Annotated in this window: 20 protein-coding genes and 1 other annotated feature; of the genes, 15 read left to right on the plus strand and 5 right to left on the minus strand. The window is 62.2% G+C overall.

Annotation, left to right across the window (positions count from 1 at the left end):
* The first annotated feature begins 2 nt into the window (after window positions 1-2).
* The 4 genes from ASPU41_RS13950 to ASPU41_RS13965 all read left to right on the plus strand — a co-directional run bounded on the left by ASPU41_RS13950 (window position 3) and on the right by ASPU41_RS13965 (window position 4,845).
* Window positions 3-1,559: a flavin-containing monooxygenase gene (locus tag ASPU41_RS13950; RefSeq protein ID WP_083266512.1), complete on the plus strand. Its 1,557-nt coding sequence runs from the start codon at window positions 3-5 to the stop codon at window positions 1,557-1,559.
* Complete coding sequence (locus ASPU41_RS13955; protein WP_069951424.1) at window positions 1,556-2,617, plus strand: Ldh family oxidoreductase; 1,062 nt, start codon at window positions 1,556-1,558, stop codon at window positions 2,615-2,617. The genes ASPU41_RS13950 and ASPU41_RS13955 overlap by 4 nt, the downstream gene beginning before the upstream one ends.
* 70 nt (window positions 2,618-2,687) lie before the next feature.
* A complete protein-coding gene (locus ASPU41_RS13960; protein WP_069951425.1) occupies window positions 2,688-3,371 on the plus strand; it encodes a TetR/AcrR family transcriptional regulator in 684 nt (227 codons plus the stop codon).
* A gap of 25 nt (window positions 3,372-3,396) precedes the next feature.
* On the plus strand, window positions 3,397-4,845 hold the full coding sequence (locus ASPU41_RS13965; RefSeq protein ID WP_197515657.1) for an MFS transporter: 1,449 nt from the start codon (window positions 3,397-3,399) through the stop codon (window positions 4,843-4,845).
* 602 nt (window positions 4,846-5,447) lie between these two features.
* Here the strand turns inward: ASPU41_RS13965 and ASPU41_RS13970 are convergent.
* Entirely contained in the window at window positions 5,448-6,689 is a 1,242-nt protein-coding gene (locus tag ASPU41_RS13970) for an IS256 family transposase (RefSeq protein WP_069952704.1), read from the minus strand.
* Between the two features lie 580 nt (window positions 6,690-7,269).
* Between ASPU41_RS13970 and ASPU41_RS13975 the strand changes: the two genes are divergently transcribed.
* Both ASPU41_RS13975 and ASPU41_RS13980 read left to right on the plus strand, forming a co-directional pair.
* Window positions 7,270-7,617: a hypothetical protein gene (locus tag ASPU41_RS13975; protein WP_231941075.1), complete on the plus strand. Its 348-nt coding sequence runs from the start codon at window positions 7,270-7,272 to the stop codon at window positions 7,615-7,617.
* 310 nt (window positions 7,618-7,927) lie between these two features.
* A complete protein-coding gene (locus ASPU41_RS13980; protein ID WP_069951428.1) occupies window positions 7,928-8,341 on the plus strand; it encodes a nuclear transport factor 2 family protein in 414 nt (137 codons plus the stop codon).
* A gap of 125 nt (window positions 8,342-8,466) precedes the next feature.
* On the opposite strand, the gene ASPU41_RS13985 is transcribed toward ASPU41_RS13980, so the two are convergent.
* Together ASPU41_RS13985 and ASPU41_RS23455 are read right to left on the minus strand one after the other, a co-directional pair.
* The gene (locus ASPU41_RS13985) at window positions 8,467-8,874 is read right to left on the minus strand and encodes an antibiotic biosynthesis monooxygenase family protein (RefSeq protein WP_083266515.1); all 408 of its coding nucleotides are present in this window, start codon (window positions 8,872-8,874) and stop codon (window positions 8,467-8,469) included.
* Between the two features lie 211 nt (window positions 8,875-9,085).
* Window positions 9,086-9,259 (minus strand): cupin domain-containing protein, encoded by a 174-nt coding sequence (locus ASPU41_RS23455; protein ID WP_231941076.1) that lies wholly within the window; start codon window positions 9,257-9,259, stop codon window positions 9,086-9,088.
* A gap of 302 nt (window positions 9,260-9,561) precedes the next feature.
* On the opposite strand from ASPU41_RS23455, the gene ASPU41_RS14000 reads away from it, so the two are divergent.
* Window positions 9,562-10,783 (plus strand): IS3 family transposase gene (locus ASPU41_RS14000; protein ID WP_157356995.1). Its coding sequence is split into 2 segments (ribosomal slippage): window positions 9,562-9,854 and window positions 9,853-10,783, totalling 1,224 coding nucleotides; the frame shifts between segments, so codons are not numbered across the junction.
* Window positions 9,840-9,955, plus strand: a sequence feature (AL1L pseudoknot). It overlaps the preceding gene by 116 nt.
* Window positions 10,784-11,002: 219 nt before the next feature.
* Here ASPU41_RS14000 and ASPU41_RS14005 read toward each other — a convergent pair.
* Entirely contained in the window at window positions 11,003-12,250 is a 1,248-nt protein-coding gene (locus ASPU41_RS14005) for a helix-turn-helix domain-containing protein (RefSeq protein WP_231941077.1), read from the minus strand.
* 239 nt (window positions 12,251-12,489) lie between these two features.
* On the opposite strand from ASPU41_RS14005, the gene ASPU41_RS14010 reads away from it, so the two are divergent.
* The 7 genes from ASPU41_RS14010 to ASPU41_RS14040 all read left to right on the plus strand — a co-directional run bounded on the left by ASPU41_RS14010 (window position 12,490) and on the right by ASPU41_RS14040 (window position 21,437).
* Complete coding sequence (locus ASPU41_RS14010) at window positions 12,490-14,280, plus strand: NAD(P)/FAD-dependent oxidoreductase (protein ID WP_069951433.1); 1,791 nt, start codon at window positions 12,490-12,492, stop codon at window positions 14,278-14,280.
* A 72-nt stretch (window positions 14,281-14,352) separates the two neighbouring features.
* Window positions 14,353-15,138, plus strand: a complete 786-nt coding sequence (locus ASPU41_RS14015; RefSeq protein ID WP_069951434.1) for an acetoin reductase — start codon at window positions 14,353-14,355, stop codon at window positions 15,136-15,138.
* Between the two features lie 40 nt (window positions 15,139-15,178).
* Window positions 15,179-16,234 carry a 2,3-butanediol dehydrogenase gene (locus ASPU41_RS14020; protein ID WP_069951435.1) on the plus strand — a complete coding sequence of 352 codons (1,056 nt, stop codon included), beginning with the start codon at window positions 15,179-15,181 and terminating at the stop codon, window positions 16,232-16,234.
* Between the two features lie 42 nt (window positions 16,235-16,276).
* On the plus strand, window positions 16,277-17,455 hold the full coding sequence (locus tag ASPU41_RS14025) for a hypothetical protein (protein WP_197515658.1): 1,179 nt from the start codon (window positions 16,277-16,279) through the stop codon (window positions 17,453-17,455).
* A gap of 172 nt (window positions 17,456-17,627) precedes the next feature.
* Entirely contained in the window at window positions 17,628-19,193 is a 1,566-nt protein-coding gene (locus ASPU41_RS14030; protein ID WP_069951436.1) for a Re/Si-specific NAD(P)(+) transhydrogenase subunit alpha, read from the plus strand.
* A complete protein-coding gene (pntB, locus tag ASPU41_RS14035; protein WP_231941078.1) occupies window positions 19,190-20,662 on the plus strand; it encodes a Re/Si-specific NAD(P)(+) transhydrogenase subunit beta in 1,473 nt (490 codons plus the stop codon). The genes ASPU41_RS14030 and pntB overlap by 4 nt, the downstream gene beginning before the upstream one ends.
* Before the next feature lie 466 nt (window positions 20,663-21,128).
* Window positions 21,129-21,437 carry a hypothetical protein gene (locus tag ASPU41_RS14040; protein WP_069951437.1) on the plus strand — a complete coding sequence of 103 codons (309 nt, stop codon included), beginning with the start codon at window positions 21,129-21,131 and terminating at the stop codon, window positions 21,435-21,437.
* Between the two features lie 1,359 nt (window positions 21,438-22,796).
* Here the strand turns inward: ASPU41_RS14040 and ASPU41_RS22680 are convergent.
* Entirely contained in the window at window positions 22,797-22,958 is a 162-nt protein-coding gene (locus ASPU41_RS22680; RefSeq protein WP_157356996.1) for a hypothetical protein, read from the minus strand.
* Window positions 22,959-23,121: 163 nt separating this feature from the next.
* Between ASPU41_RS22680 and ASPU41_RS14050 the strand changes: the two genes are divergently transcribed.
* Window positions 23,122-24,305 (plus strand): IS3 family transposase gene (locus ASPU41_RS14050; protein WP_157356997.1). Its coding sequence is split into 2 segments (ribosomal slippage): window positions 23,122-23,383 and window positions 23,383-24,305, totalling 1,185 coding nucleotides; the frame shifts between segments, so codons are not numbered across the junction.
* Window positions 24,306-24,848 lie beyond the last annotated feature (543 nt).

A 24,848-nucleotide genomic window follows, 5' to 3' on the forward strand; every position in this document is an offset into this window, starting at 1 on the left:
CGATGAATCATACTGAAATCGCAGCAACTGCCGACAGTGACCCGAGGGACGAACATGATCCGTTGAGAAGTGTCGATGTGATCATCGTCGGGACCGGTTTCTCGGGCCTTGGGATGGGCATCCAGCTCGCTCGAGAAAACAACAAGTCATTTGTCATGCTGGAACGCGCCGCTGATGTAGGCGGGACGTGGCGCGACAACACTTATCCGGGGGCTGCGTGTGACATTCAGTCACACCTTTATTCGTTCTCGTTTCGTCCCAACCCTGACTGGTCAAGGGTCTACGCCACTCAGCCGGAGATTCTCCAGTACCTTCAGGCTGCAGCCCGCGAAGAAGGGCTCGTCCCACACATCCGTTTCGGGGCGGAAGTGCTGGACGCCCGCTGGGACGAAACCCAGGAGCACTGGACGGTCTCCACGCCCCGGGGAACCTTCACCGGGAAGTCTTTGGTTACAGCGTCGGGACACCTCTCGGATGCGAAATTTCCCAACATCAAGGGGATAGACAGTTTCTCAGGTGAGATCTTCCATTCCGCGCAGTGGGACCATGATGTGCAGCTGGAGGGCAAACGGATCGGAGTGGTCGGTTCCGGCGCGTCAGCGATCCAGATTGTCCCGGAAATCGCAGAAACGGCCGCTGAGCTAACGGTCTTCCAGCGCTCAGCGCCCTATGTGATTCCCCGGCTGGACTACTTCTATACTGATGCCGAACGCGGAATGTTCAGGAAGTTTCCCCATACCGCCCAGGCCATCCGGGATGAGCTGTTCTGGGGCAATGAGGCACGTTTCCCGCAGCGCAGGGGCGTTCCGGCCTTTATTGACCAGATTACGGAGACAGCGGACAACCACCGTAAAAGCCAGATTGCTGATCCCGTCCTGTACAAGAAGCTCACTCCGAACTATGCAATTGGCTGCAAACGAATCCTGATCTCCAACGATTACTACCCGGCCCTGACCCGCTCCAACGTCACTCTGGAAACGGACGGGATCAGCCACATTGAGGGGAACACAGTAGTCACCCGGGAAGGGGAACGGCACGAGCTGGATGTCCTGGTCCTGAGCACCGGATTTGAAGCGAGCGATCTGCCGATTTCGCATCGTATTTACGGAAAGGGCGACGTCTCGCTGGCGGATCACTGGGGCAAAGGAGGGCAGGCGTATGCCTGCACAACGGTAAGCGGCTTTCCAAACTTGTTTGTGATGCTCGGGCCGAACACCGGATTGGGGGCAGGATCCATTATCTTCATGGCAGAAACCCAGATCTCCTATATAGCGGGGGCATTGAAGTACATGAGTGAGAACTCGGTTTCCTCCTTGGAAGTGAGGGCCGAAGCGGAGGAGGAGTACGTGAAAACCATTCATGATCGCAGCCAGGGTACTGTGTGGCTCTCAGGTGGTTGCGAAAGCTGGTACGTAGATCCGAGGAACGGTCGGCTGACTACGCTTTGGCCCGATTTCATGAGCCAGTTCAGGAAGGAAAATGGGACCTTCCGGGACGATGATTACGTTGTAAGGGCCCGTTCGGACCAGAGTCAGCCGATATTGGCCGGTGGACGATGACCACGTCTCCTGCTCTCGTTCAAGTTGAGGAGTCCTGGCTGAGGTCGACAGTCGGGCGGATTTTTGGCTCCCTGGGCTACTCGCCGGCATCGGCGGCCAGAGTCTCAGATTCACTGGTTGAAGCGGATCTTCGCGGCGTCCGGTCCCACGGCACAATGCGCGTGCCCATGTACGTGGAGCGCATCAGAGCCGGTTCGGTTTCGCGGCACGAAAGCGCGGAGGTGGTGCGAGAGCGGGGAGCCATTTGCGTTCTGGATGCCCGCCACGCCCTCGGTGCTCTGACGTCAGATCAGGCAATGGCCATGCAGAAGGCTGAAGCGTTCGGTGTGGGCGCCGTGACTGTCCGACACGGCTTCCATTTCGGCGCCGCCTCCCGGTACGTGCTCCAGGCGGCCGAATCCGGCTACATCGGTATTGCAGCTGCCAACACGCGCCCTCTCATGGCCGCGATAGGAGGCGCAGAAGCCGTCGTCGGGAATAATCCCCTGGCCATCGGCGTGCCGAGCGGCGACGGAGCTCACTTGGTTCTGGATATGGCACTTTCAGAGGCGGCATTTGGAAAAATCAAGTCGGCTGAGCAGAGCGGGACTTGCATACCAGACACCTGGGCGACCGGACCGGACGGGTCCGCGACGACGGATCCGGCCGAAGCTATCCGCGGGCTGTTGCTTCCGGCAGGCGGTCCCAAGGGCTTTGGTCTAGCCGTGATGGTGGACGTCCTGACCGGAGTACTCTCCGGTGGCGCCTGGGGTGATAGCGTCCAAGGTCTCTACACGGGACCAGAAATCCCCAACGACTGTTCACACTTCTTTCTGGCCCTGAACATCGAAGCTTTCACCGACCCAGACGAGTTCAGGCAGCAGGTGGCCAACATGGCTGCCCGTGTACGGGACTCGCGACGAGCGCCGGGCGTCGAGGCCTTGCTTACCCCTGGAGAGCCGGAGTGGAACGCCCGCGGGGCAGCCGGCAAGGGAATGGTTCTGGTCGATGGCACTGTAGCCCGCGAACTCACGAATTTGGAGCGCTCTCTCGTAGTGCCCCCGGTCATGACGAACTAATATCGTGATTCGTCCCGGATGGTTTGCTAAGGTCAATATTTCGGATCAAACTCTCAAAGGGGTAGCACTCGTGAGTCAAGAACGACTGGGGGCAGCCAATGGCAATAAGCAGCAGCTGAGCCTCCGGGAACGGTCCAAACTAGGGAAAGCTGAGCGAATCAGGGCGGCGGCCGAACAGCTCCTCAGCCAACGGAGCATCGACCAAATCACCACCAGGGAGGTCGCAGAGCTGGCCGGCATTGGGGAGGCAACGCTTTTTCGCTACATCGGAAGCAAGCGCGAACTCCTGATGATGGTGTACGGAGATCAGATGGACGACATCCTGACCAACATCGAGAGGGAAGATGCCGTCTTAGCGTCTTCAGGATCGATGAGACGGGACGACGGGCAGGCCTATTGCGACCGCATCTATAGCGTCTACCGTGCCCGGTGCGAGTTCTACCGCCGTAATCCGGATAACGCCGCCCTCTACATGCGGGAAGGCTTCCAGGTCGGTAGCGCGACCGGAGCCCGCAATATTGCCCAGGGAGACCGGTCTATCCGCATGGTCGGGGCTATCCTGGCGGAAGGTCAAAGCCATGGGGCGCTAATTGCGACCGTGGATCCCTACCTCGTGGCCCAAAACTGTCATGGCATTTTTATCCACGAAGTCGACCGCACGCCGGTTCGAGGCTTCACGCCAGAAACGATATGGGACCGGACTAGCGCCCGGCTATCCGTGCAGTTGTCCCCGCTCGTCATCACTGCCGGCTAAGACCCGAAATGAATGCCCGGCGACGATGACAAATCCCGGCAGACCATCGAGGGTCGCATACTGGGGATTACTGGGATCATCTACGCTGGCCACGTTATCGAGCAATATTCTTAACGCGCCTCTGGAGATTATTAGGACCGAACTAAGCTCCAGCGTCGCTGAAATCGTGCTGATGGTCAGCGCTTTCACCGTCGTTTTGACCGTCGCGGTCCCAGTGGCTGGGTGGTGGTGCGACCGCTTCGGCAACCGCCGTATGCTCGTAAGCGCTTTTGCCCTGATGGTCGCCGCGGACCTCGCAGGGTCGATGGCAGAAACCGTGGGTATGCTCGTTCCCGTACGGGGCCTACAGGGGCTGGCAACAAGCTTTATTGCCCCGACAGTGCAGAAATCGCTCTTCGTCATCTGGCCCGACTTCCGGAAGCGCTCCCTAGCTCTATGGGCCTCGGCATTGGGCATCGGGCAGGCTGTTGGACCGCTGGCAGGCGGTGCCATCAGCCAGACCCTCGGCTGGCGGGCCGTGTTCATCGTCCATGCAGTACTTTGTGCCGCCATGCTGTTTCTACTCTTAGCAACGCTGCCGCGAGTTGTCGACCGAACGGTGCGAACGAACGTTGCCGGCCTCCTCCTGCTCATGGCTGGAACGGGAGGAGTCGTAATCGGACTCACCCTGTTTGCCCAGCGGACGGTGTCATCCGCAGCGATAATTAGCGGACTCCTCGGTAGCGTGCTGCTCGTGGGGTTCGTGTGGGTGGCGTATCAAAGACCCGACGACCTTATCGACCCTCGGCAGCTGATTGGGCGTACATTTGCCGGAAGTGCAGCCGGAGCCTCGGCAGCGATGTTTGCAATGGGCTCTTTCCTAGTAGCCACACCTTTGTTTCTGTCAGCGCGCCTGAACACTCGTCCGGACGTCATCGGCGTCATCCTGTGTTGCTTGGCCATCGCCATGAGCCTGGGCGGTCCCTTGACTGGCGTCCTTTGCCGAAAGTGGGCGACCAGCGTGGCGATGAGGCTCGGTCTGCTCGTGAACCTGGTCGCGGCGGCAGGCATGGGGCTGGTGTTGCTCTTGCCGACACCACTGGCAATCACGGTGGCAGTGACTCTCTTGCTCACCCTTGCGGGATTTGGAATCTCAATCGTTCAGAGTACGTCGGCGGAGGCCCTCGCAGCCTCACCACCCGGGCGATCGGGGTTTGGGATCGGTATTCACAATATGCTGAAATTCGCGGGCATGGCCGTTGCCTATGCTTGGATCGCTGCTTTCCCCCCCGGGGAAAACCCGCTACTGACTTACATGGGAGTCGCGGTGGGGATCGCTGCGGTATTTGTTTTTGTCTGGTTGACGGGGGAAGCTGCTCCTCCGTCCGGCGGCCGGCGAATGTGGTCGCGATCCCGGGCCCGGCGGGGCAGCCAAAAAGGGCCTGGCGAACCCGACGGCGGTTCCTGCGAACCGCAATCAGACTTGGCGACCTGATGACCGAGGACCACACGCTAGATCCCTTGGCCAAGAGCACACTCCACTATTTACGACTTCTGCTGCAGCCCGACGCTGTTCGGCTTTTTGAAGTTCGGCCATCGGTAGAACTCCAACGGATCTGGAAAAAATTTGAACAGGCTACGAGCCACGTGGTGCTAATCGGCCACGGAAATGCCGACAGCATTTGCCTCCTTGACTGCGACCAGCCAGTAACGGGGGCCGACTTTGCGAAGATGCTAGAGGTGCATCGCCAACCGGATTCCCTAAGATGTTCGTTTCGATGAGCTGCTTGACCGGTCGTCAGCCGTTCGCGAAACCATTTGGCGAAAGCAATGTCTGTGCCGACTATCTCGCACCCTTCCAATCCGTTCATTCCGCCGCCGCATCATTGTTTGCTCAAGCTTCTTTACCAACCATCTACTCAATGGCCTTGGCGTGATTTCTTCCTACCGTCATGCGCGCATGGCAGTCGGGTCAGGCATTAGCTACCGCCACTGGAGGAACGGCAAACTTACACCGAGTTCGGGGGCGTAAGAAGGTAGGTCGCATCAAGTCCAAATGCGTGGTGTAACGCGGTTGCCGCGTGATCTTTGGTTTGTTTAGGCGCTGAGCGCCAGTTCTGGGGTGTTCGCTGTCTCCTCTGTGGTTGTGGTGCCGGTGGTCTGGGCCTGTTGGATGAGGTCCAGGCTGAGGTAGCGGCGGGCTTCGATCCTGTCATCGTGTTGCTCGGCCAGGACGGCGCCGACGAGGCGGATGAGGGAGTTCCGGTCGGGGAAGATCCCGACCACGTCGGTGCGGCGGCGGATCTCCCGGTTCAGGCGTTCCTGCGGGTTGTTGGACCACACCTGGCGCCAGAGCCCCCTCGGGAACGGTGTGAAGGCGAGCACGTCGGCGCGGGCGGTTTCGAGGTGGTCCGCGACCTTGGGCAGCTTCTCTTCGAGGGCGTGCAGGACGCGGCCGAACTGGGCGTGCACGGCGTCCGCGTCGGGCGGGTCGTAAACACTGTGCAGCAGGGTTTTCACCCAGGGCCAGGAGGTCTTGGGTGTGAGGGACATCAGATTCGCCGCGTAGTGGGTTCGGCAGCGCTGCCAGGACGCTCCGGGCAGGGTTGCCCCGATCGCCGCGACGAGCCCGGCGTGCGCATCGGAGGTCACCAGCTTCACCCCGGTCAGGCCGCGGGCGGTCAGGTCGCGGAAGAAGCCGAGCCAGCCGGCCCCGTCCTCGGAGGAGGTGGCCTGGATCCCCAGGACTTCCCGGTGCCCGTCGGCGTTGACGCCGGTCGCGACCAGGGCGTGGACGTTCGCGACCCGCCCGCCCTCGCGGACCTTCAACACCAGCGCATCGGCGGCGACGAACGTATACGGGCCCGCGTCCAGGGGCCGGGTCCGGAACGCCTCGACCTGTTCGTCCAGGTCCCGGGCCATGTTGGAGACCTGGGACTTGGACAGCCGGGTGATGCCCAGGGATTCGACGAGTTTCTCCATCCGACGGGTGGAGACCCCGAGCAGGTAGCAAGTCGCCACCACCGAGGTCAGTGCGGCCTCGGCCCGGCGCCGGCGCTCCAGCAGCCAGTCCGGGAAATACGTGCCCTGGCGCAGCTTCGGGATGGCGACGTCCAGCGTCCCGGCACGGGTGTCGAAGTCCCGGTGCCGGTACCCGTTGCGGGAGTTCACCCGCTCCGTGGAGGCGATGCCGTATTCGGCGCCGCAGACGGCGTCGGCCTCGGCACCCATCAGGGCGGTGATGAAGCTCTGGAGCATCTGGCGCAGCAAGTCAGGGGACGCCTGCTCGAGCTGCTCCGACAGAAAACGGGTCGGATCGATAGAATAAGGTGCGGTCATCGCGGAGTTCTCCTTCAGGAAAGACATTGGACTGTCATTTCCAAGGATCACGCGGTGACCGCCTTCGCATCTGGCAAACACGCCCGAGGTGGGCCGATACACCACGCTAATGGACGTAACCAAAGTTCCCCGGAACTAACACTCTGTTGTAGCCTGCAGAGCATTCTTCCTCGTCGAGCGTCCCGGCGATGGCACACTTGCGACTTAGTGTGACTGTTAACTCCGTTTGGCGGCTATTTCGCAGTTCAGAATGGCGCTGGGATGTCGCGTCAGATTGGATGTCGCGCGTCAAGGATAAAGGCTGGGAGGGGCATTCTCGCCCCGGGTGGCGTCATACGGCTTCAAGGGCCCTTGCTGATTACGGGCTGAGCCGGACAACGGTCAGTGCTGGCTGGATGATTTGACAGTTACTGCCCGTGCATCCGGGCGATGTCACGAGGAGCTGACCACAGCAATTGGGTCTCATCCGGGTTGCCCTTGTGCTTATGCGCTGTCGGGTTCTTACTGGTGGGAGGAACCGAACCATCCGGTAGAGCTTGTCGCGGGCAGCATGTGTTCCGGCCACACAGGTCCCCTCCATATGTTGCAGATTGAATCGGTAAGCGGGTTCCAGCCAGGGAGTATTGGAGGAAAATCGATGTTCGCTAGAGTCAGCACCTATAAAACCGGCCCCGAGACCACCGCAGACGCGCCCTCGGAAGACATCGTCAAGAGAGTGCTTGAAATCCCCGGATGCCGGGGAATCTATTACTTGAACGGGAAGGAAACTGACAAGGCCCTCTCCATTACGCTGTGGGATACCGAGGAAGCTCTGGGTGCGAGCCGAGAGGCGGCAAACAGAATCCGGACAGAGACCAGCGGTGCGCAAAAAACGCAGATCCTTGAAGTGGAAGAATTCGAAGTCACTACCAGCAGTCTCAAGGACTGAGCGTCCGCGGATCGCCTGACCCTTCCGTCAGCGCCTGCTCCCCGCTGGCAGACGGTGGGGAGCTGCGGGGTGGCAGGGCCCGGGTGTTCGCCAAAGAGGTCCGGGTCGGCCGGGACTTCCGCCACGTTCACCGATCGGGATGCAACCGCACTCGCGCTGTACTGGCTTCGCGGGCACCGTCGCCTTTATGACTCTGCGGGAGCGGTGTTGCCTCCTTTGGGCCAGGTTCCCGATGTTCAGGCGGCTCGGCCCTGTGGAAAAGGCGCGCGTTATGTTGCCAACTTGTCCGTGAACCTCCACGATTGGGTGCATGAGTAGCGATCCGGAGGCGGTGGCGCAGCGCTGGGTTACATCCCTGTCGGCGCATGACCTGGAAGCGGCCGTGGATTGCTTTGACGCCGCCTATGTTGATGAAGCGCCGGCACGCCGCGGGGAATCCGTGCGGGGGCAGGACTCCGTCCGTCGAAATTTCAGCATGCTTCTTAGCGACCTGCCTGATCTCGCTGCCAACATATCCCGGACTGTGGCGGACGGCGATGATGTTTGGATGGAGTGGAGCATGCAGGGAACACGCCGGGATGGCACGCTCCTGGAGTTCGTGGGGGTCAACATCTTTCGGGTCAAAGACGGCAGATTCCGCTCGGGTCGGATCTATACGGAAATTGTGCGCGACGCCGGTGGGATTGATGCGCAGATTAACCGTATGGCTAAGGGAAATAGCTGAGGACCCAATCGCTCCGTCCATGCCTTCATCTGAAACGACAGCCAATCACCGTTTTGAGCTGCGGAAGAGCCGCAGTGACCTGACGACCACCTGACCCGGGAGAGGGTGACACCTGGCCGCAGTAGTTAGGAATCCAGCCCCATCTCCGTCAGTCCTTGTCCCAGAACGAGCTCCAGTGTGGAGATCTGCATGTCATCCAAATGTTCTTTCATCCGCGCGATCATGGCCGGGAAATCCGTCCGCGCCCTGAACTCGTCGATCGCTTCCCGGCTCTCCCACACGGCGTAACTGAGATAGTTCCGAGGCTGACTGAGATCCCGAAGTAGCCGGGGACGCTGCAGGAGCCCGCGAATCGGAGGATCGACATCTTTTACGCCCGACTCCTCGAACGCCCGAGCGAATGCCTCCTCATGGCCTTGCCTTACTGACCAGCGGCCGGATGTATAGAACACCCCGCCGACAGCTGGCCGCTCAAGAGGTGGTTCGGCGGCATCCCTTGGCAGGTCATCGCCGGGCCGTCGTGGACTGGTCATCGACTGCTCCTTCTGCTAGTAAAAGGGACATCAGGCATGACCGAAACCAGGAGGCGTTCCGGCCTTGCCAGCAGCAGAAACCAAACCCATCTCGTCAGAGAGGGAGGGGAAGGGCATCTGCGAGAATTACTACTAAATAACCAACAGTGGCGCTTGGGCACCCCAGCCGCGGTCGGGGCGCCCTTCTGGATACTAACGTTTGGGCCTTAGCTTATGGTTTGGCGTAGTCGGCGAACCCCTGCCAGTCGATCACCACGCAAGGTTCGTCTCCCACTACCCATGCGTCATGTCCAGGGGCCATGGTGGCGAAGTCGCCAGGCCCATAATCCATTTCTTCACCGTCGTTCATAACGACCTTCATCCGGCCGGAAACGAAGTAGCCCATGTGGGCTGCCTGGCAGCTCTCCGTTTTGCGATCGGTTTTACATGTTCGGACCAGCGCCATCCAGGCAGGAATGTGGCGCGGCCAACGGCGCCCGCTTGCAGGTTAACAAGTTGGAGCTGGCCCGTACCACCTTCGTAGGGGCGGGTCTCCTCGGGCGAATCAACGCTCTTGCGATCTAAACTCGGCATTTCATCTCCTATGGTCGGTAATGCTTTTTGTTGCGGGTGAGGCTCAGGCAACTGCTCAAAGGTGAATCGCACCGGGTTTGATGGAGACATCGATTATCCGGAAGGATGATTCCCATGCCAGCACAACGGAAGTACCCAAACGAGCTGCGTGAGCGCGCAACGCGGATGGCCATTGATGCAAGGAAAGACCCTGCGACCAGGACCGGCGCGTTCCGCCGGATCGGTGAGCAGCTCGAGGTAAATCCCGAGGCGCTGCGGACCTGGGTGAGCCGGGCCGGGACCGACGAGGGCCTGAGGCCGGGCACGACAACGGCGGACGCGGACCGGATCACCGAACTTGAGCGTGAGGTCCGCGAGCTGCGCCGGGCGAACACGATCCTGAAGCAGGCCTCGGCTTGTCTATCGCGGCGGAGCTCGACCGCCCGTCGAGGTGATGTGCGCCTTCGTGGACAAGCACCGCGATGAACACGGGGTCGAGCCGATCTGCAAGGCGCTGCAGATCGCCCCTAGCACGTACTACGCCCGCCGTTCCCGGCCGGAGTCCGCCAGAGCAGTCAGCGACCGCGAGCTGGGGGAAAAGATCGAGAGCGTCCACGCTCAGAACTACGGCGTCTACGGAGTCCGGAAGATCCACAAGGAGCTGCACCGGCAGGACATCCCAGCGGCGCGCTGCACCGTCGAGCGGCTGATGCGCCAGAAGGGCCTGCGCGGGATCTCGCGGTCCAAAGGGCCGCGCACCACGAAGCCGGCACCGGAGACCGGCAGGCCCGCGGACCTGGTCGAACGCCGGTTCCAGGCCACGGCGCCAAACCGGCTGTGGGTCGCAGACATCACGTATGTCCGCACGTTCGCCGGCTGGGTCTACGCGGCGTTCGTCATCGACGTCTTCTCCCGCAGAGTCGTCGGCTGGCAGGTGGCCACGAGCCTTTACACCGACCTGGCGCTGGACGCTTTGGAGATGGGCATCTGGGCCCGGACCCGGGACGGCGCAGACCTTACCGGGCTGGTGCATCATTCGGACCGCGGCGTGCAGTATCGTGCGATCCGCTACACCCAGCGCCTCGAGGAAGCAGATGCGGTGGCCTCCGTCGGGTCCAAGGGCGATAGCTATGACAATGCCCTCGCCGAGGCGTTCAACTCGCTATTCAAGGCCGAACTCATCCGCAACAAGGGCCCATGGCGGGACATCAACCACCTCGAGGTCGCCGTGGCTGAGTACGTAGATTGGTTCAACCACCGGCGTCTCCACGGCGAGATCGGCCACGTCCCTCCAGTCGAATACGAGCAGCTCCACGCAGTCCACCCGGCCCCGGAACTGCTCTCAATTTCCAACTAAAAACGCCTCCACAAAACCCGGGGCTTGACATGTCGTCGTCCACCAGTGGCACCCGCACGGGGAACGGTCTGCCAACGATTGGCACACCGGTCATGCCTGACGGAGTGGCAGAGGGCCCTCCGTGACCAGAAACTACGCAGACAATTGCATGGTGATCACCCAAGGCGAGGGCTGCCCGGGGCGTTCATCAGGATAGGCTCGTGATCGGGGCTGCCGAGCTTACGCCCGCAGCTCCCGATCAATCCGTTCCATTCGAGAACGCACCAACTGGAAACGCGCGTCCCCAGGACCGGTCAATCTTGCCAGCGCGGCAGCGGCGGCGATGTCGCCCGAGCCCATGTCGCTGGCGCACCAACGTGACATCATCTCGGCGTCTCCGCTGGAACGGACCGAGGCCGCAACCGCCTCATTCAATTCGTCACGCATGAGCTCCACGGTCAGATTCGTCGAGCGGTTGAGCAAGCGGGCCGGGTACGCGGCCAACGCTTCTCCGAGGCGGCCGGCCCGCAGATACGCGGCCACTTCGTCGGCGTCGGACACCACACGCACGCCGGCGGTAAAACGGTATGGATTGGGCTCCACCACGGCACCCAGCACCGAACGGATCCGGTGCATTTCCGTCCGGATTGTCGCGGCCGCTCCGTCCTCGCCGTGCAGCTGGTAGGCCAGCTCTTCTGCGCTCCAGCCTTGCGTCCGGGAGGCCAGCAAGGCCAGTATTTCGGCTCGGCGCAGCGTGATCGGAACGCCGCGGCCGCCGTCGAGCTCTGCTGTCGGTTTGTCGCCGAGCAGCCGCAGGAAGAGCGTGGAGGCGGTGTAGGGGCTGGACAGCCCGACGGCGGCACGCGGACCCGCGTCCGCCGTCGGGCCCGCGGACCGCAGCAGTTCCTCGGCCAGCCGCACGCCGCAACGCACCATGCGCAGGCTGTCCCGCGTCATGGAATCGATCGGCCCGGAAACATCCAGCACGCCGACGATTTCCCCGCTGAAAGGGTCACGGATAGGGCCGGCAGTGCATGCCCAGTCGTGGTGTGTCCGGACCAGGTGCTCGGACGAAAACAACTGGGCCGGGCCCCCGGAAATAAGCGCTTCGCTGATGGCATTGGTGCCGATACCGGACTCGGACCAGTCGGCACCTTCAACGAACTCCAGCGAGTCGGCCTGCCTCAACGCTGACCCGCTGCCGACCCGCCACAGCACCTCGCCCTGATGGTCAGTGACGATCAGCAGGTGACGGCCGGCGGCCGACTCATCGGCGAGCAGCTGGGACAAAGCCGGAACCACGGATGCCAGACGATGCTCCGCTCCCAGCGTCCGGGCTTCAGACACGTCATGCAGATGCAGCGGACTGTGCTGCTCGGGATTGATTCCCAGAGCCAGGGAGCGGCGCCATGACTCAAGCAACGACGGCGAGAATGCCGGATCCGGCGCGCCGGCCAGCGTAGCCTCCCGGGCACTGCGGAGCGTCATGGCGTATTCCAGTGGAGAGGAGAAGCGGAGCCCAGGATCGGGCGCCAACGCGTGCCGCATGTGTCTACTCCCAACTCGCCGTCGAATCGATCCGCCCGAAAACCCCACAGCAAAAAGGGGAGAGGCCCGTGTAACCCGATTGTAACCCCCCGCGACATTTACTTGTGATGGAAGTCACCATCTGGCCGGCTGTTACGGAACCGGGAAATGACTCATCGTCAGCAAGGGAAAGAGGAAACATGCCTGAGACCGCAAACGGCATAGCCGAGGCTTGGCTGGCGCAGTTTGACGAGGCGCTGCGCAGCCGCAACACCGGGGCCGCACTGGAATTGTTCGAGGACGAATCGTATTGGCGCGACTTCGTATCCTTCACCTGGAACCTCAAGACCCTCGAGGGCAAGGACCAGATCAGGAGCATGCTGGACGCCACGCTCGAGAATATCCAGCCGGCCAACTGGACCCTCGCCGAAGATGCCACCGGGGACGCCGCGAACACCGAAGCATGGGTCAACTTCGAGACCTCACAAGCCCGAGGTTACGCACATCTGCGCCTGCGCAACGGCAAATGCTGGACCCTGCTCACCACCATGCAGGAGCTGAAGGGTTTCGAGGAGAAGAAGGGTGCCAACCGTGAGAAGGGCGTGGCCCACCACATCAGCAAGGGCCGCAAGTCCTGGCTGGAACTGAAGGAAGAGCAGGAAGCCAGGCTCGGCTACCAGGACCAGCCATACACGGTGATCATCGGCGGCGGGCAGGGCGGCATCGGCCTCGGCGCCCGGCTGCGCCGGCTCGGCGTGCCCACCATCATCATCGAGAAGAATGAGAAGCCCGGCGACTCCTGGCGGAACCGCTACAAGTCCCTGCACCTCCACGACCCGGTCTGGTACGACCACCTGCCGTACTTGAAGTTCCCGGAAGACTGGCCTGTGTTCGCGGCCAAGGACAAGATCGGCGACTGGCTGGAGCATTACACCCGCATCATGGAACTGAACTACTGGTCCAGCACCGAATGCACCAACGCCCGCTACGACGAGGACGCCCAGGAATGGATCGTCCAGGTCATCCGCGACGGCGAGCCGGTCACCTTGCGTCCCAAGCAGCTCGTCTTCGCCCTGGGCGTCTCGGGTTACCCCAATGTGCCCACGTTCGACGGCGCCGAGAGCTTCCTGGGGGAGCAGTACCACTCCTCCAAACACCCGGGTGGCGGCGACTGGACGGGCAAGAAGGCCGTGGTGATCGGGTCAAACAACTCGGCCCACGACATCTGCGCCGACCTCTGGGAACACGGCGCCGACGTCACCATGATCCAGCGCTCGTCCACCCACATCGCCCGCAGCGAGTCCCTCATGGACCTGGCCCTTGGCGATCTCTATTCGGAGAAGGCGCTGGCCAACGGCGTCACCACGGAGAAGGCCGACCTCCTGTTCGCCTCGCTGCCGTACCGGATCCTCCCGGAAGCCCAGATCCCGGTCTACCAGGAGATGGCAAAGCGCGACGCCGGCTTTTACTCACAGCTTGAGGCCGCGGGGTTCGAGCTGGACTTCGGTGTGGACGGCTCGGGGTTGTTCCTGAAGTACTTGCGGCGTGGCTCCGGCTACTACATCGATGTCGGCGCCTCCCAGCTCATTATCGACGGCCGGGTGAAACTCGCCAACGGCCAGGTCAGTAAGATCACCGGCAACGCCGTGGTCATGGACAACGGTGCCGAGCTGGAAGCCGACGTGATCATCTACGCCACCGGCTACGGCTCCATGAACGGCTGGCTCGCCGACCTCGTCTCACCCGAGGTGGCGGACACGGTGGGCAAGTGCTGGGGCTTCGGCTCCGAAACCCCCAAGGACCCCGGCCCCTGGGAGGGCGAGCTGCGGAATATGTGGAAGCCCACCAACGTGGAGAACCTCTGGATCCATGGCGGCAACCTGCACCAGAGCCGGCACTATTCCAACTACCTGGCACTGCAGATCAAGGCCCGGCTGGAGGGGCTGCCCACACCGGTGTTTGAGCTTCAGGCTTCGCACCACACCCGCTGATAACCACCCACTCAGGCGACGGCTGCGCCAACATGGCGCAGCCGTCGCCATGCCTAAAAGGATGCTAACAACATGACTGTTCAAAACAAAGTAGCCCTCGTCACCGGCGCCGGCCAAGGGATCGGCCGGGGTATAGCGCTGAGATTGGCCCGGGACGGATTCAACGTTGCCGTGGCGGATCTTGATTCCCAGCAGGAGAAGGGCGAGGCCGTAGTTGCCGAAATTGAGGCCGGCGGGGGGCGGGCGGTCTTCATCGCCGCCGACGTCGGGCGGCGGGCCGATGTTGTGGGCGCAGTCGAGACGGCCACCCAGCAGCTCGGCGGCTTTGACGTAATCGTCAACAACGCGGGCATCGCCCAGGTTCGGCCGGTGCTGGAGATCACGGAGGAGGATCTGGAGCAGGTCTTCCGGATTAACCTGAACTCCGTGATCTGGGGCATCCAGGCGGCCGCTGCAAAGTTCGATGAACTTCAACACGGTGGCAGGATCATCTCAGCCGCTTCGATTGCGGCCGTGAAGGGCTTTCCGATTCTCGGGGCGTACTCGGCATCCAAGTTCGCGGTCCGGGGCATCACCCAGGCCGCGGCGCAGGAGCTGGCGCCGAAAGGCATCACCGTAAATGCCTATGCGCCGGGCATTGTGGGCACGGGAATGTGGGAGTTGATCGACCGGGAACTGAGCAAGATCAACGGTAAGCCGGCCGGCCAGAACCTGAGTGAGAACGTCAAAGCCATCGCCCTGGGCCGCATCGAGACGCCCGACGACGTCGCGAAGGTAGTCTCCTTCTTCGCCAGCCCGGATTCGGACTATGTCACCGGGCAAACGCTGATCGTAGACGGCGGCATCCTGTATAGCTGAGCCCGACGAATCAGACATCAATACAAAGGAAGAAGAAAACATGAAAGCAGCACGATTTTACGCCCGCAATGACCTTCGGATCGACGATGTTCCGGAGCCGGAGGTGCGGGCCCGGACAGTAAAAATCCAGGTTGCGTGGTGCGGCATCTGCGGAACCGATCTCCACGAGTTCCTGGAAGGCCCCATCTTTGTCCCATCGCCCGGACACCCCCATCCTCTCTCCGGAGAAGAAGCCCCAGTCACCCTGGGACACGAATTCTCCGGGACGATTGTGGAGGTCGGGGAAGGTGTTGACGAACTAGCAGTCGGCGACAATGTCGTCGTCGAACCCTATTTCGTGTGCGACGAGTGCGCACCCTGCAAGGCAGGCAACTATCATCTGTGCACGAAGATGGGCTTCATCGGCTTGTCCGGCGGGGGCGGCGGTCTCGGCGAGAGAATTGTTGTGGACACGAGGTGGGTCCATAAAATCGGTGACATTCCGTTGGATGAGGCCGCGTTGATCGAGCCGCTGTCGGTTGCCCACCACGCGGTGACCCGCAGCGGTGCCAAGACAGGCGACGTCGCACTGATCGGCGGTTCCGGACCCATCGGGCTGCTGACGGCGGCCGTTTTGAAAAGTAGGGGCGTCACTACAATCATCAGCGAGCTCAGCGCGGCCCGCAAGGAAAAGGCACGCTCCAGCGGGGTCGCGGATTACGTGATCGATCCGAGTCAGGAAGACGTCCAGACACGGGTACAGGAAATCACGGATAGCGTCGGCGCGGACGTGGCCTTCGAATGTGCCGGCGTCAATGCCGTGCTGGATACCTTACTCAGTGCCGTAAAGCCCGCCGGCGTGGTAGTGAACGTGTCCATCTGGGGCCATCCGGCGACGGTGGATATGCAGAAAATCGTGCTGAAGGAGATCGATTTGCGGGGCACAATCGCCTACGTGCGCGACCACGCCGAGGCGATCAGGCTGGTCCAGGACGGCAAGGTGGACCTCAAGCCATTCATCACCGGCAGGATCGCGCTGGAAGACCTGGTCGACAAGGGGTTCGATACCTTGATCAACCACAATGACACCGCGGTGAAGATTCTGGTCCACCCGTAGCCTCCGGCTGCGTTCAAAGACGAAAGCAACGTGAGATGAGGCGTGAAGATGGATTTTTCGACAACGGTCGGCAGGGATGCCGACGCTGAGGTTCCAATTGACAGAGTTCCAGACACGACGCGAACACGGTGGTTCCTGTTCGGTATCTCGAACCTGGGTGTTGTGGTGGTGTTGGCGCTCGCGTCGTGGTATCTGCTTGCGGACCCGACTACGAGTCCCTGGGCGTTTTATCCGCTGCCGTTCAATGCGGCATTGTTCTGGGCGATTCTGTTCATCGTCTTTATCGGCTTCAACACCGAGTTCTGGGGATTCGACCGTATCCCTCAGCCGCTGCGCGGGTTTGTCATCATCTGCGCGGCTACGGTGTTCGCAGTGGTTGTGACCTGGGTGCTCGCCAACGTGCTCGGCCACTTTTCTCCAAGTTTCGCTGCGTCTCGCGACGGTGGGCTGGGGTACTTTGCCGGCGCACTGTTCGTCCTGTTCGGCTTCGCGACTTGGGTGATGGTCGTGCTCAACTGGCTGCACTGGCCCTGGACCAAGCTCGGCATGAAGCAGCCGTTGATCGGACTGTGCGAAATCGGGTCCATGATGGTGCCCACACTGGCGCTATACCTTGTTTTCGGGCTGCCCTCGGTATCCGAAAGCGCGGCCACTTCGCTGATGTCCGTCGACACCGTGCTGGGATGGTTCTACTCGATCGTCGTCGCCGTGATCCTCACGGGTCAAACACTCGACAACTGGCCGTGGCGGCTGTTCGGTGGCGGGGGACGCACGGCTCTCGCGTCGCTGATCGGAAACGTGCTCTTCGGAACCGTAATCTACTTCCTCATGGTGCCCCTCTCCAAAGTGCTTGTCGGGAGTGCTGCGGTACATGAGTTGGGCGGTGCAATCAATCAGTTCCCGGCCCAGATCGGTGTGTGCTGGGCGTTCTGGATGATCTTCTGGGCGAATGCTTTCGGAAACAAGCCCACAGGGTTCGGGGTTGCGGCGAACCTCACGGTCCGTACACTGGTCACCTTCACGCTCGGCATCGCGACTTTTCTGGGGTACTACTACTTCGCTGCAGAACACATCCTGCACGAGCCGATGGTCGCAGGCGCGCTGTACGGCAACGCCCTGGGGTTTATCGACTGGTTGGTGCTCTGGACCCTGTTTTACGTCGTGGGTTTTCAGTCATTCGGACTCGGCGCCCTTCGCTCCCTTGAGCCTTCTCGCGGATGAGGTCCAACCGCTTGTAGCGCCAGACTCGAAAATGACAGGTGCGGACGCAATCGGTGGATCAAGGACAGGGGGAAGTACACCGTCGTTGGTCTCCGGGGGACCATCGCCTACAGCGGTCTCACGCGGATTCCCGCCTGGACACGTTATCCATCTAAGAGAGTAGAGAGCAAAAGTGACACGTATTGGCATCGTGGCCGAGTTGGGTCGCGAGACGAGAGTGGCGGCGACGCCTGTCACCGTCAGGCAGTTGGCGGAGTTGGGCTACGACGTCGTGGTCGAAAAGGGGGCAGGGGAATCATCGTCCTTCCGTGATGAGGCGTATACCGCAGCTGGCGCACTGATCGTAGGCGCGGACGAGGCATGGGGCAGCGAGGTCGTGCTGAGGATCAACCCGCCCACCGGGGAGGAGATCGGACGGCTGGCCGACGGGGCAACCCTGATCGGGACGCTGGCTCCAGCCCTACGGCCGGAGTTGGTGGAGGCCCTGGCGGCGCGTCGGATCACCGCGTTGGCGCTGGATGCGGTGCCGCGGATATCGCGGGCGCAGTCGATGGATGTGCTCAGTTCGATGGCGAACATTGCCGGATACCGGGCGGTGATCGAGGCAGCCCACGAATTCGGGCGGTTTTTCACCGGTCAGGTGACCGCGGCCGGCAAGGTCCCGCCGGCGAAGGTCCTGGTCGCGGGCGCCGGCGTCGCCGGCCTGGCGGCGATCGGCGCGGCGAGCAGTCTCGGCGCGATCGTAAGGGCGACGGACCCTCGGCCCGAGGTGGCCGACCAAGTGAAGTCCATCGGCGGGACCTACCTCAAGGTGGAGGTGGAGGAGGAGATGAAGTCCTCCGACGGATACGCCAAGGCCACCTCTGAGGCGTATAACCGGCGGGCGGCGGAGATTTACTCCGAACAGGCCCGGGATGTCGACATCATCATCACCACGGCCCTCATCCCGGGCCGTCCCGCGCCGAAGTTACTCACCGCGGAGGATGTGGCCGGCATGAAGCCGGGCAGCGTGATCGTGGACATGGCTGCCGGTCAGGGCGGCAATGTGGAAGGCTCTGTCGCGGGGGAACGCGTGGTCACCGACAACGGCGTGGTGATCCTGGGTTACACGGATCTTCCGGCCCGGCTGCCGGCCCAGGCCTCTCAGCTGTACGGGACCAACATGCTGAACCTGCTCAAGCTCCTCACAAAGGACAAGGACGGCCAGCTCAGGATCGACTTCGATGACGTGGTGCAGCGCTCAGTGACAGTGGTGCGCAACGGTGAGAAGACCTGGCCCCCGCCCCCTGTCCAGGTCTCGGCCGCACCACCGGCCCAGGCCCAGACCGCCAGCGTGGGGGACTCCCCTGCCGGTACCGCGGCGAAGAAGACGGGGCTCAGCCCGGCCGGTAAGGCCGGGCTGTTTGCCGCGGGCATCGCGGTGCTGTTTGGGATCAACGCTGTGGCCCCGGCGCCGCTGCCGCAGCACTTCACGGTGCTGATGCTCTCCATCGTGGTCGGGTTCTACGTCATCGGCAAAGTCCACCACGCCCTGCACACCCCCCTGATGTCCGTCACCAACGCCATCTCGGGGATCATCGTCGTCGGCGCGCTGCTGCAGGTCACCTCCGAAAACCTCGTCATGCAGGTCCTCGCCGCCGTCGCGGTCCTGCTGGCCAGCATCAACATCTTCGGCGGCTTCGCCGTCACCCGTCGCATGCTCGCAATGTTCTCCGCAGGAAAGAGGGCCAACGGATGAACGCCGCACACGAAGCAGCAGGAATTCTATCGAGGAGCTTTGCCGTGTCTGAAACCATCTCCGGTCCCTTGACCGCGGAATCCATCGCGGGGGCGGCCTACATCGTCGCGGCCCTGCTGTTTATCCTCAGCCTCGCGGGTTTGAGCAAGCATGAGAAGGCCCGGGCAGGGGTCATCTACGGCATCGCTGGCATGGTCATCGCCCTCGCCGCGACCGTCTGGCTGACCATCCAGGACGCCTGGGGGACCGACCACGGCATTACCGGCCTGATCCTCCTGCTGGCCGCGGTGCTGGTCGGCGGCACCATCGGGCTCTGGCGCGCCCGCGTCGTGGGAATGACAGGCATGCCCGAGCTGATCGCTTTGCTGCACAGCTTCGTTGGCCTCGCCGCGGTCCTTGTGGGCTGGAACGGGCACCTCGAAGCCCCGGCCCTGTCCGCGGACCTGATGGCTGTCCATCACGCGGAGGTGTTCATCGGCGTGTTCATCGGCGCGGTGACGTTCACAGGCTCGATCGTGGCGTTCCTGAAACTCTCGGCGCGGATGAAGTCCACGCCGCTCATGCTGCCCGGAAAGAACGCCATCAACCTCGGCGCCCTCGCCGCGTTCATCGCTCTGACCGTCTGGTACGTCAACGATTCCCAGCTGTGGCTGCTGATTGTTGTCACGGTCCTGGCGCTGGGCCTGGGTTGGCATCTGGTGGCCTCGATCGGCGGCGGTGACATGCCCGTGGTCGTTTCCATGCTCAACAGCTACTCCGGCTGGGCCGCGGCCTCGGCGGGTTTCCTGCTGAACAACGACCTGCTCATCATCACCGGCGCCCTGGTCGGATCCTCGGGTGCCTACCTGTCCTACATCATGTGCAAGGCCATGAACCGGTCCTTCATCTCCGTGATCGCCGGCGGCTTCGGGATCGCCGCCCCCGCCGCGGCGGACGCCGACTACGGTGAGCACCGCGAAATCACGGCCCAGGCAACCGCCGACATGCTGACCAACGCCTCCAGCGTCGTCATCACCCCCGGCTACGGCATGGCAGTCGCCCAGGCCCAGCACCCAGTCGCCAAACTCGCCCACCAGCTGCGGGAACGGGGAGTGAATGTGCGGTTCGGCGTTCACCCCGTCGCCGGACGGTTGCCGGGCCATATGAACGTGCTCCTCGCCGAAGCCAAAGTCCCCTACGACATCGTCCTCGAAATGGACGAGATCAACGAGGACCTCGACGGAACCTCAGTGGTCCTCGTCATCGGTGCCAACGACACCGTGAACCCCGCCGCCGCCGAGGACCCCAGCAGCCCCATCGCAGGCATGCCCGTGCTCCGCGTCTGGGAAGCAGACAACGTCGTCGTGTTCAAACGGTCCATGGCCGCAGGCTACGCCGGCGTCCAGAATCCCCTGTTCTTCCGGGATAACTCTCAGATGCTCTTCGGCGACGCCAAACAACGCGTCGAGGACATCCTCCGCGCGTTCTAACTAGGGCCTCTTGACGGAGGCCCAGGGGAACAACAAACTCCTATGGAGTCAGCCAACCGGCGACAAGCACCACCCCGGGTCCAACGCGAAGCCTCCTTCGGCCACGCTACGAGCAGCTGCACTGCGGTTGGACGATCCGCGGACCAGCTATTACAGACTCGCGGTATCGAATGCAGGCAGACAGAAACGACGTCCGGGAAGGGGGCGCACATCACCGCTGACCAACACCACCAACCCACTGTTTCATCCGCGAAAGCCCCTCCGCTGAGGGGCCTTCCTATGTGCCGCGAGTCCCGCGGCGGGGCGGCGTTTACAGGCCGCCTGATCATGGGTCCCAGCGCGCACCCGGCGACCCACATCGAGCCGACTGCCGTCGGCTGGCAGCAGCGGTCGGCTCGACTCCCTTTCCCAGCGCCGGACCTATGCTTTGGTTAACGCCTATCCGTTCCGCCGAAGGAGAAATCGAATGTCTCGCATCATTTCGACCGGCTTGGCCAAGACCGGTCTCCTGCTCGGCTACAAGGTCGCCCGCGATACAGGCAACAGGCAGGCAGGCGGCGCCATTTTGGCAGCCTGCGGCTTGGCCGCCTTCACGGTTTGGAAAAACGACGCCGGCGCGGCCCGGGCTGCCGCCCTCACGGGCACGTATATTACGGCCTTTGGCGCGTCCCACCCCCTGGCGAAGAAGATCGGCGCGTGGCCGGCAGTATTCACCGTCACCGGGGTCATGGCGCTGGCCTCGATGATCTTTGGCGGGCGCCGCAAGGAGTCCTAGTACAACAGGCGCGCTGGCTGTACCCAGCCAGCAGGTTGGTTACATCTGCTGATGGGTGGTCCTCCTCCGAGGGCGCTGACTTGTGGTCCTGGAGGCGGGGGCTCCGCTGCTGGTCCGTGCTCACCACCTGGAGGCCGGCCGGGCAGCCGGTCGGTCATGCAGGTTGCTGTTTTCTTCTCCATGAGACGTTCGGAGAGGAGGCACCCGCAGCCATGATGGTCAGCGATTTTCAGCAGGAGGGCCGCCTGGTGCGGTGCTTGTACGCGGCCGGCCCGGTTCCGGAGGCCTACTCTTCCTATCGGAGCGAAATCGAGCGCAAGGCACAACCGACCCGCCCGGACAGCCGGTTAAGCAGCCTGGTTGGGGGCGCCGAAACGGGCAAGAAAGAGGGTGTGCACAATGTGCACACCCTGGGCTTCGGATCGGGCCGTACCGGTGCCGGACTGGCCCGGATTCCGTATGTTTCGGCGGGAGTCCAGTGTTTGCAAGGGCTGGAACCCGGTTCGAGTCCCACCTCGGGCACAGTGTTTCCGCAGGTCAGGGGCTTTTTGGTGTTTTTTCGTGTGCACATTGTGCACACTCTCGCCTCTGATCTGATGTTCCGGGTGGGTGGGGTCCCGGAACGGCCTATTCGGTTGTGTGGGGGATCGGCTCTCTACTGCCGTCCGGGTACCGCCCCGCGGGGTCCCTTATGGGTGTTCATCCTCGTTCGTCCTTTCTTTGGGTTTTCGCGTTCACTACTTCATGGTGGCTAGGGCCGCTTACAACATGACTTGCTGATTATTTTTAGATCGACCCAGGGTTGCGGCCGGTCCGGAATTTCCGCTCTGACACCTGTTTATGCAGGAATGCGGGGGGAACGGCATGACATGGCAACTGATCCGGAACAGACCATGAGGACGCTGAGCCTGGCCAGGTGGTAGGCAGGCCGGCCTCGAGGGCGAGTTGCAGGAATGGGTGGGCTTTGCTGCCATGGCGTTCCCACCCGTTAACCCGCCGCCGCAGCCATCATTTTTCCCGTCATCGCCGCATCTGGCTTTTGGGTATCCGGCGTCGCTGTCCTCGCTGTTTTGGCGGTGGGAGCTGGCCACGTTGCCCTCAATCAGATTCCGACGATCTCTGCCTCCCCGGCGTCAACGCATGATGGGCGAGCGGCGCGGCGACGACCCAGCCGGGAAATTCCGGCTCGGCTGCGGAGTAGCCGGTATCGGCATCGGGGTTCGGCAACATGAGGAAGCCGGCGGAGCAATGTTCCGCCGGCTTCCTCTCTAAGGTGCGCTGTCTCGGCGATGCCCTCCAACTGAAGGGGCTGAAACACTCAGCCGAGCATAGGGATCAATTTTCGTACTAGCCCTCGTATTACCGGACCGGGAACTCGTTGTCCTGGTAGAAGAAGGTGGGGTCAAAGAGCGGAACGGCAGGCGGCAGGAGCTTGAAACAGAGGAGATCGTCGTTGTTCCGGTCCTCAGCCTCGATTGCCGCTTCGAAACCTGGCGTTGCATACGTAAGAACTTCTTCCACAGATAGCGTTTGGAAGCCCTTAGGACAGCCTGCTCCCTTGGGGGCTGCACTCGCCGGTGCCGCGAGACTGATGGAGCAGGCGGCTACTACAGCATGGGCTGCCGCGGAGATCTCGGACAGTGGGCCCTCTTAAAATGGGGGTCTACCGAAAGTAGAGATCAGCATGACCGCATCACGTAAGCGATTTACCCAGGAGTTCAAGGACGAGCTGTGCCGCGAGGTGATCACCACGTCCAAGCCGATCAAGGACGTGGCCACGGCGTACGGTGTCGGCCCCGAGACGCTCCGCAACTGGCTGGTCAAGTACCGCGAGGCCAACGGCGGGACAGAGGTGGATCTGACGGTCTCGGAACGGGCCCGGCTGAAGGAGCTCGAGCGTGAAGTTCAAGAGCTGCGGGCGGAGACTGCCTTCTTGAAAAAAGCCAGCGCTTACTTCGCGCGGGAGCAGCGGTAGTGAGCAAGTATGAATTCATCGATTCCCAAAAAGCTGAGCCCGCCAATCGGAATTCGGTGGTGAGAATGTGCCGCTGGCTGGCCGTCTCGACGTCCGGTTTCTATCACTGGGCCACCCGTCCGCAATCGGCCACCTCGGGGCGCCGCCAGGCCCTGACAGCGCGGATCCAGCACTTCTTCGAGGAGTCCGAGGGCACCTACGGCTACCGGCGCATCCACGCCGATCTCGCCGCGGAACAGACCGAGTGCTCGCCAGAGCTGGTGCGGCAGATCATGCGCCACCAGGGCCTGGTGGCCTGTCAACCACGGCCGTTCCGCATCACCACCGAGGCTGACGCTGAGGCAGCCGAGGGCATGCCCGATCTCGTCAACCGGGACTTCACCGCCGACCGCCCCGGGGTGAAGTTCGTCGGAGACATCACGTACATCCACACCTGGCAAGGGTTCGTCTACCTCGCCACCGTCATCGACTGCTACTCGAAGAAAGTCGTCGGCTGGTCCATCGCCGATCACATGCGCACCGAGCTCGTCGCCGACGCACTCAGGAACGCCGCCGAGACAACCCGGATCGAGCCGTCCGCGATCTGGCACTCCGATCGGGGCAGCGTCTACACCTCGACTGATTTCAGGGCCCTGGTGGCCAGCCTGGGCATGCGCTCCTCGATGGGACGCACCGGCGTGTGCTGGGACAACAGCATGGCCGAATCATTTTTCTCAGCCCTGAAAAACGAGCGCGTCTATCGGACCGTTTACGCGACTAAATCACAAGCCCGGAGAGATGTCATTCGCTACATCGAGGGGTTTTACAACAGCCGGCGCCGTCACTCCGCGCTGGGTTACCGGCGGCCCAACGAAGTCCACTATGGTTATCAACAGCCAGCCTTGGCAGCGTAGAAGAATCCACTAATTCCGCTGTCCGAAATCACCGCAGCAGCTCAGCACAAGCGGCGATGGCGTTTCTGGTTTTCATTTTGGTGCCTTTCAACAGGAGACCATTCGATAACCCCAGCCCGACCATCTGCTTAAGCCGGACTCTCAAGGTAGGCGAACAACGCCGTTGGCACTACAGTCCACGCAAATATTACGGACTGAAACCTGGGCGGCATTGGGCCGGATTGTGCCAGAAAATAGGTGGCCACGATCTGGCCGCCCCCACAGACACGGACCACGTAGCGCCCACAAGTGGGCTGTTACTGGTCAGTACCGGCCACATTTCGACCTTCTAAAACACAGGTGACCGACTCTGGGCCGATTCTTGGCAGGATCGTGCTAGCTACGGGCCGAAAAGATTCCGCACCAGGCCAATAGCGTTTTGTCACTGTCGTGGCCGCCGATTCTGCTGTCTTCGACGTGCTGGTTGTATCTTCTCCCTACGCGTCAGCATTGGTGAGCCCAGCAGCTCGTAGCAACTTCGTCTGATTCGTAGGCGAGAATCAG

It is taken from the genome of Arthrobacter sp. U41 (genome assembly GCF_001750145.1).
In the GTDB taxonomy this organism is placed as follows: Bacteria; Actinomycetota; Actinomycetes; order Actinomycetales; family Micrococcaceae; genus Arthrobacter.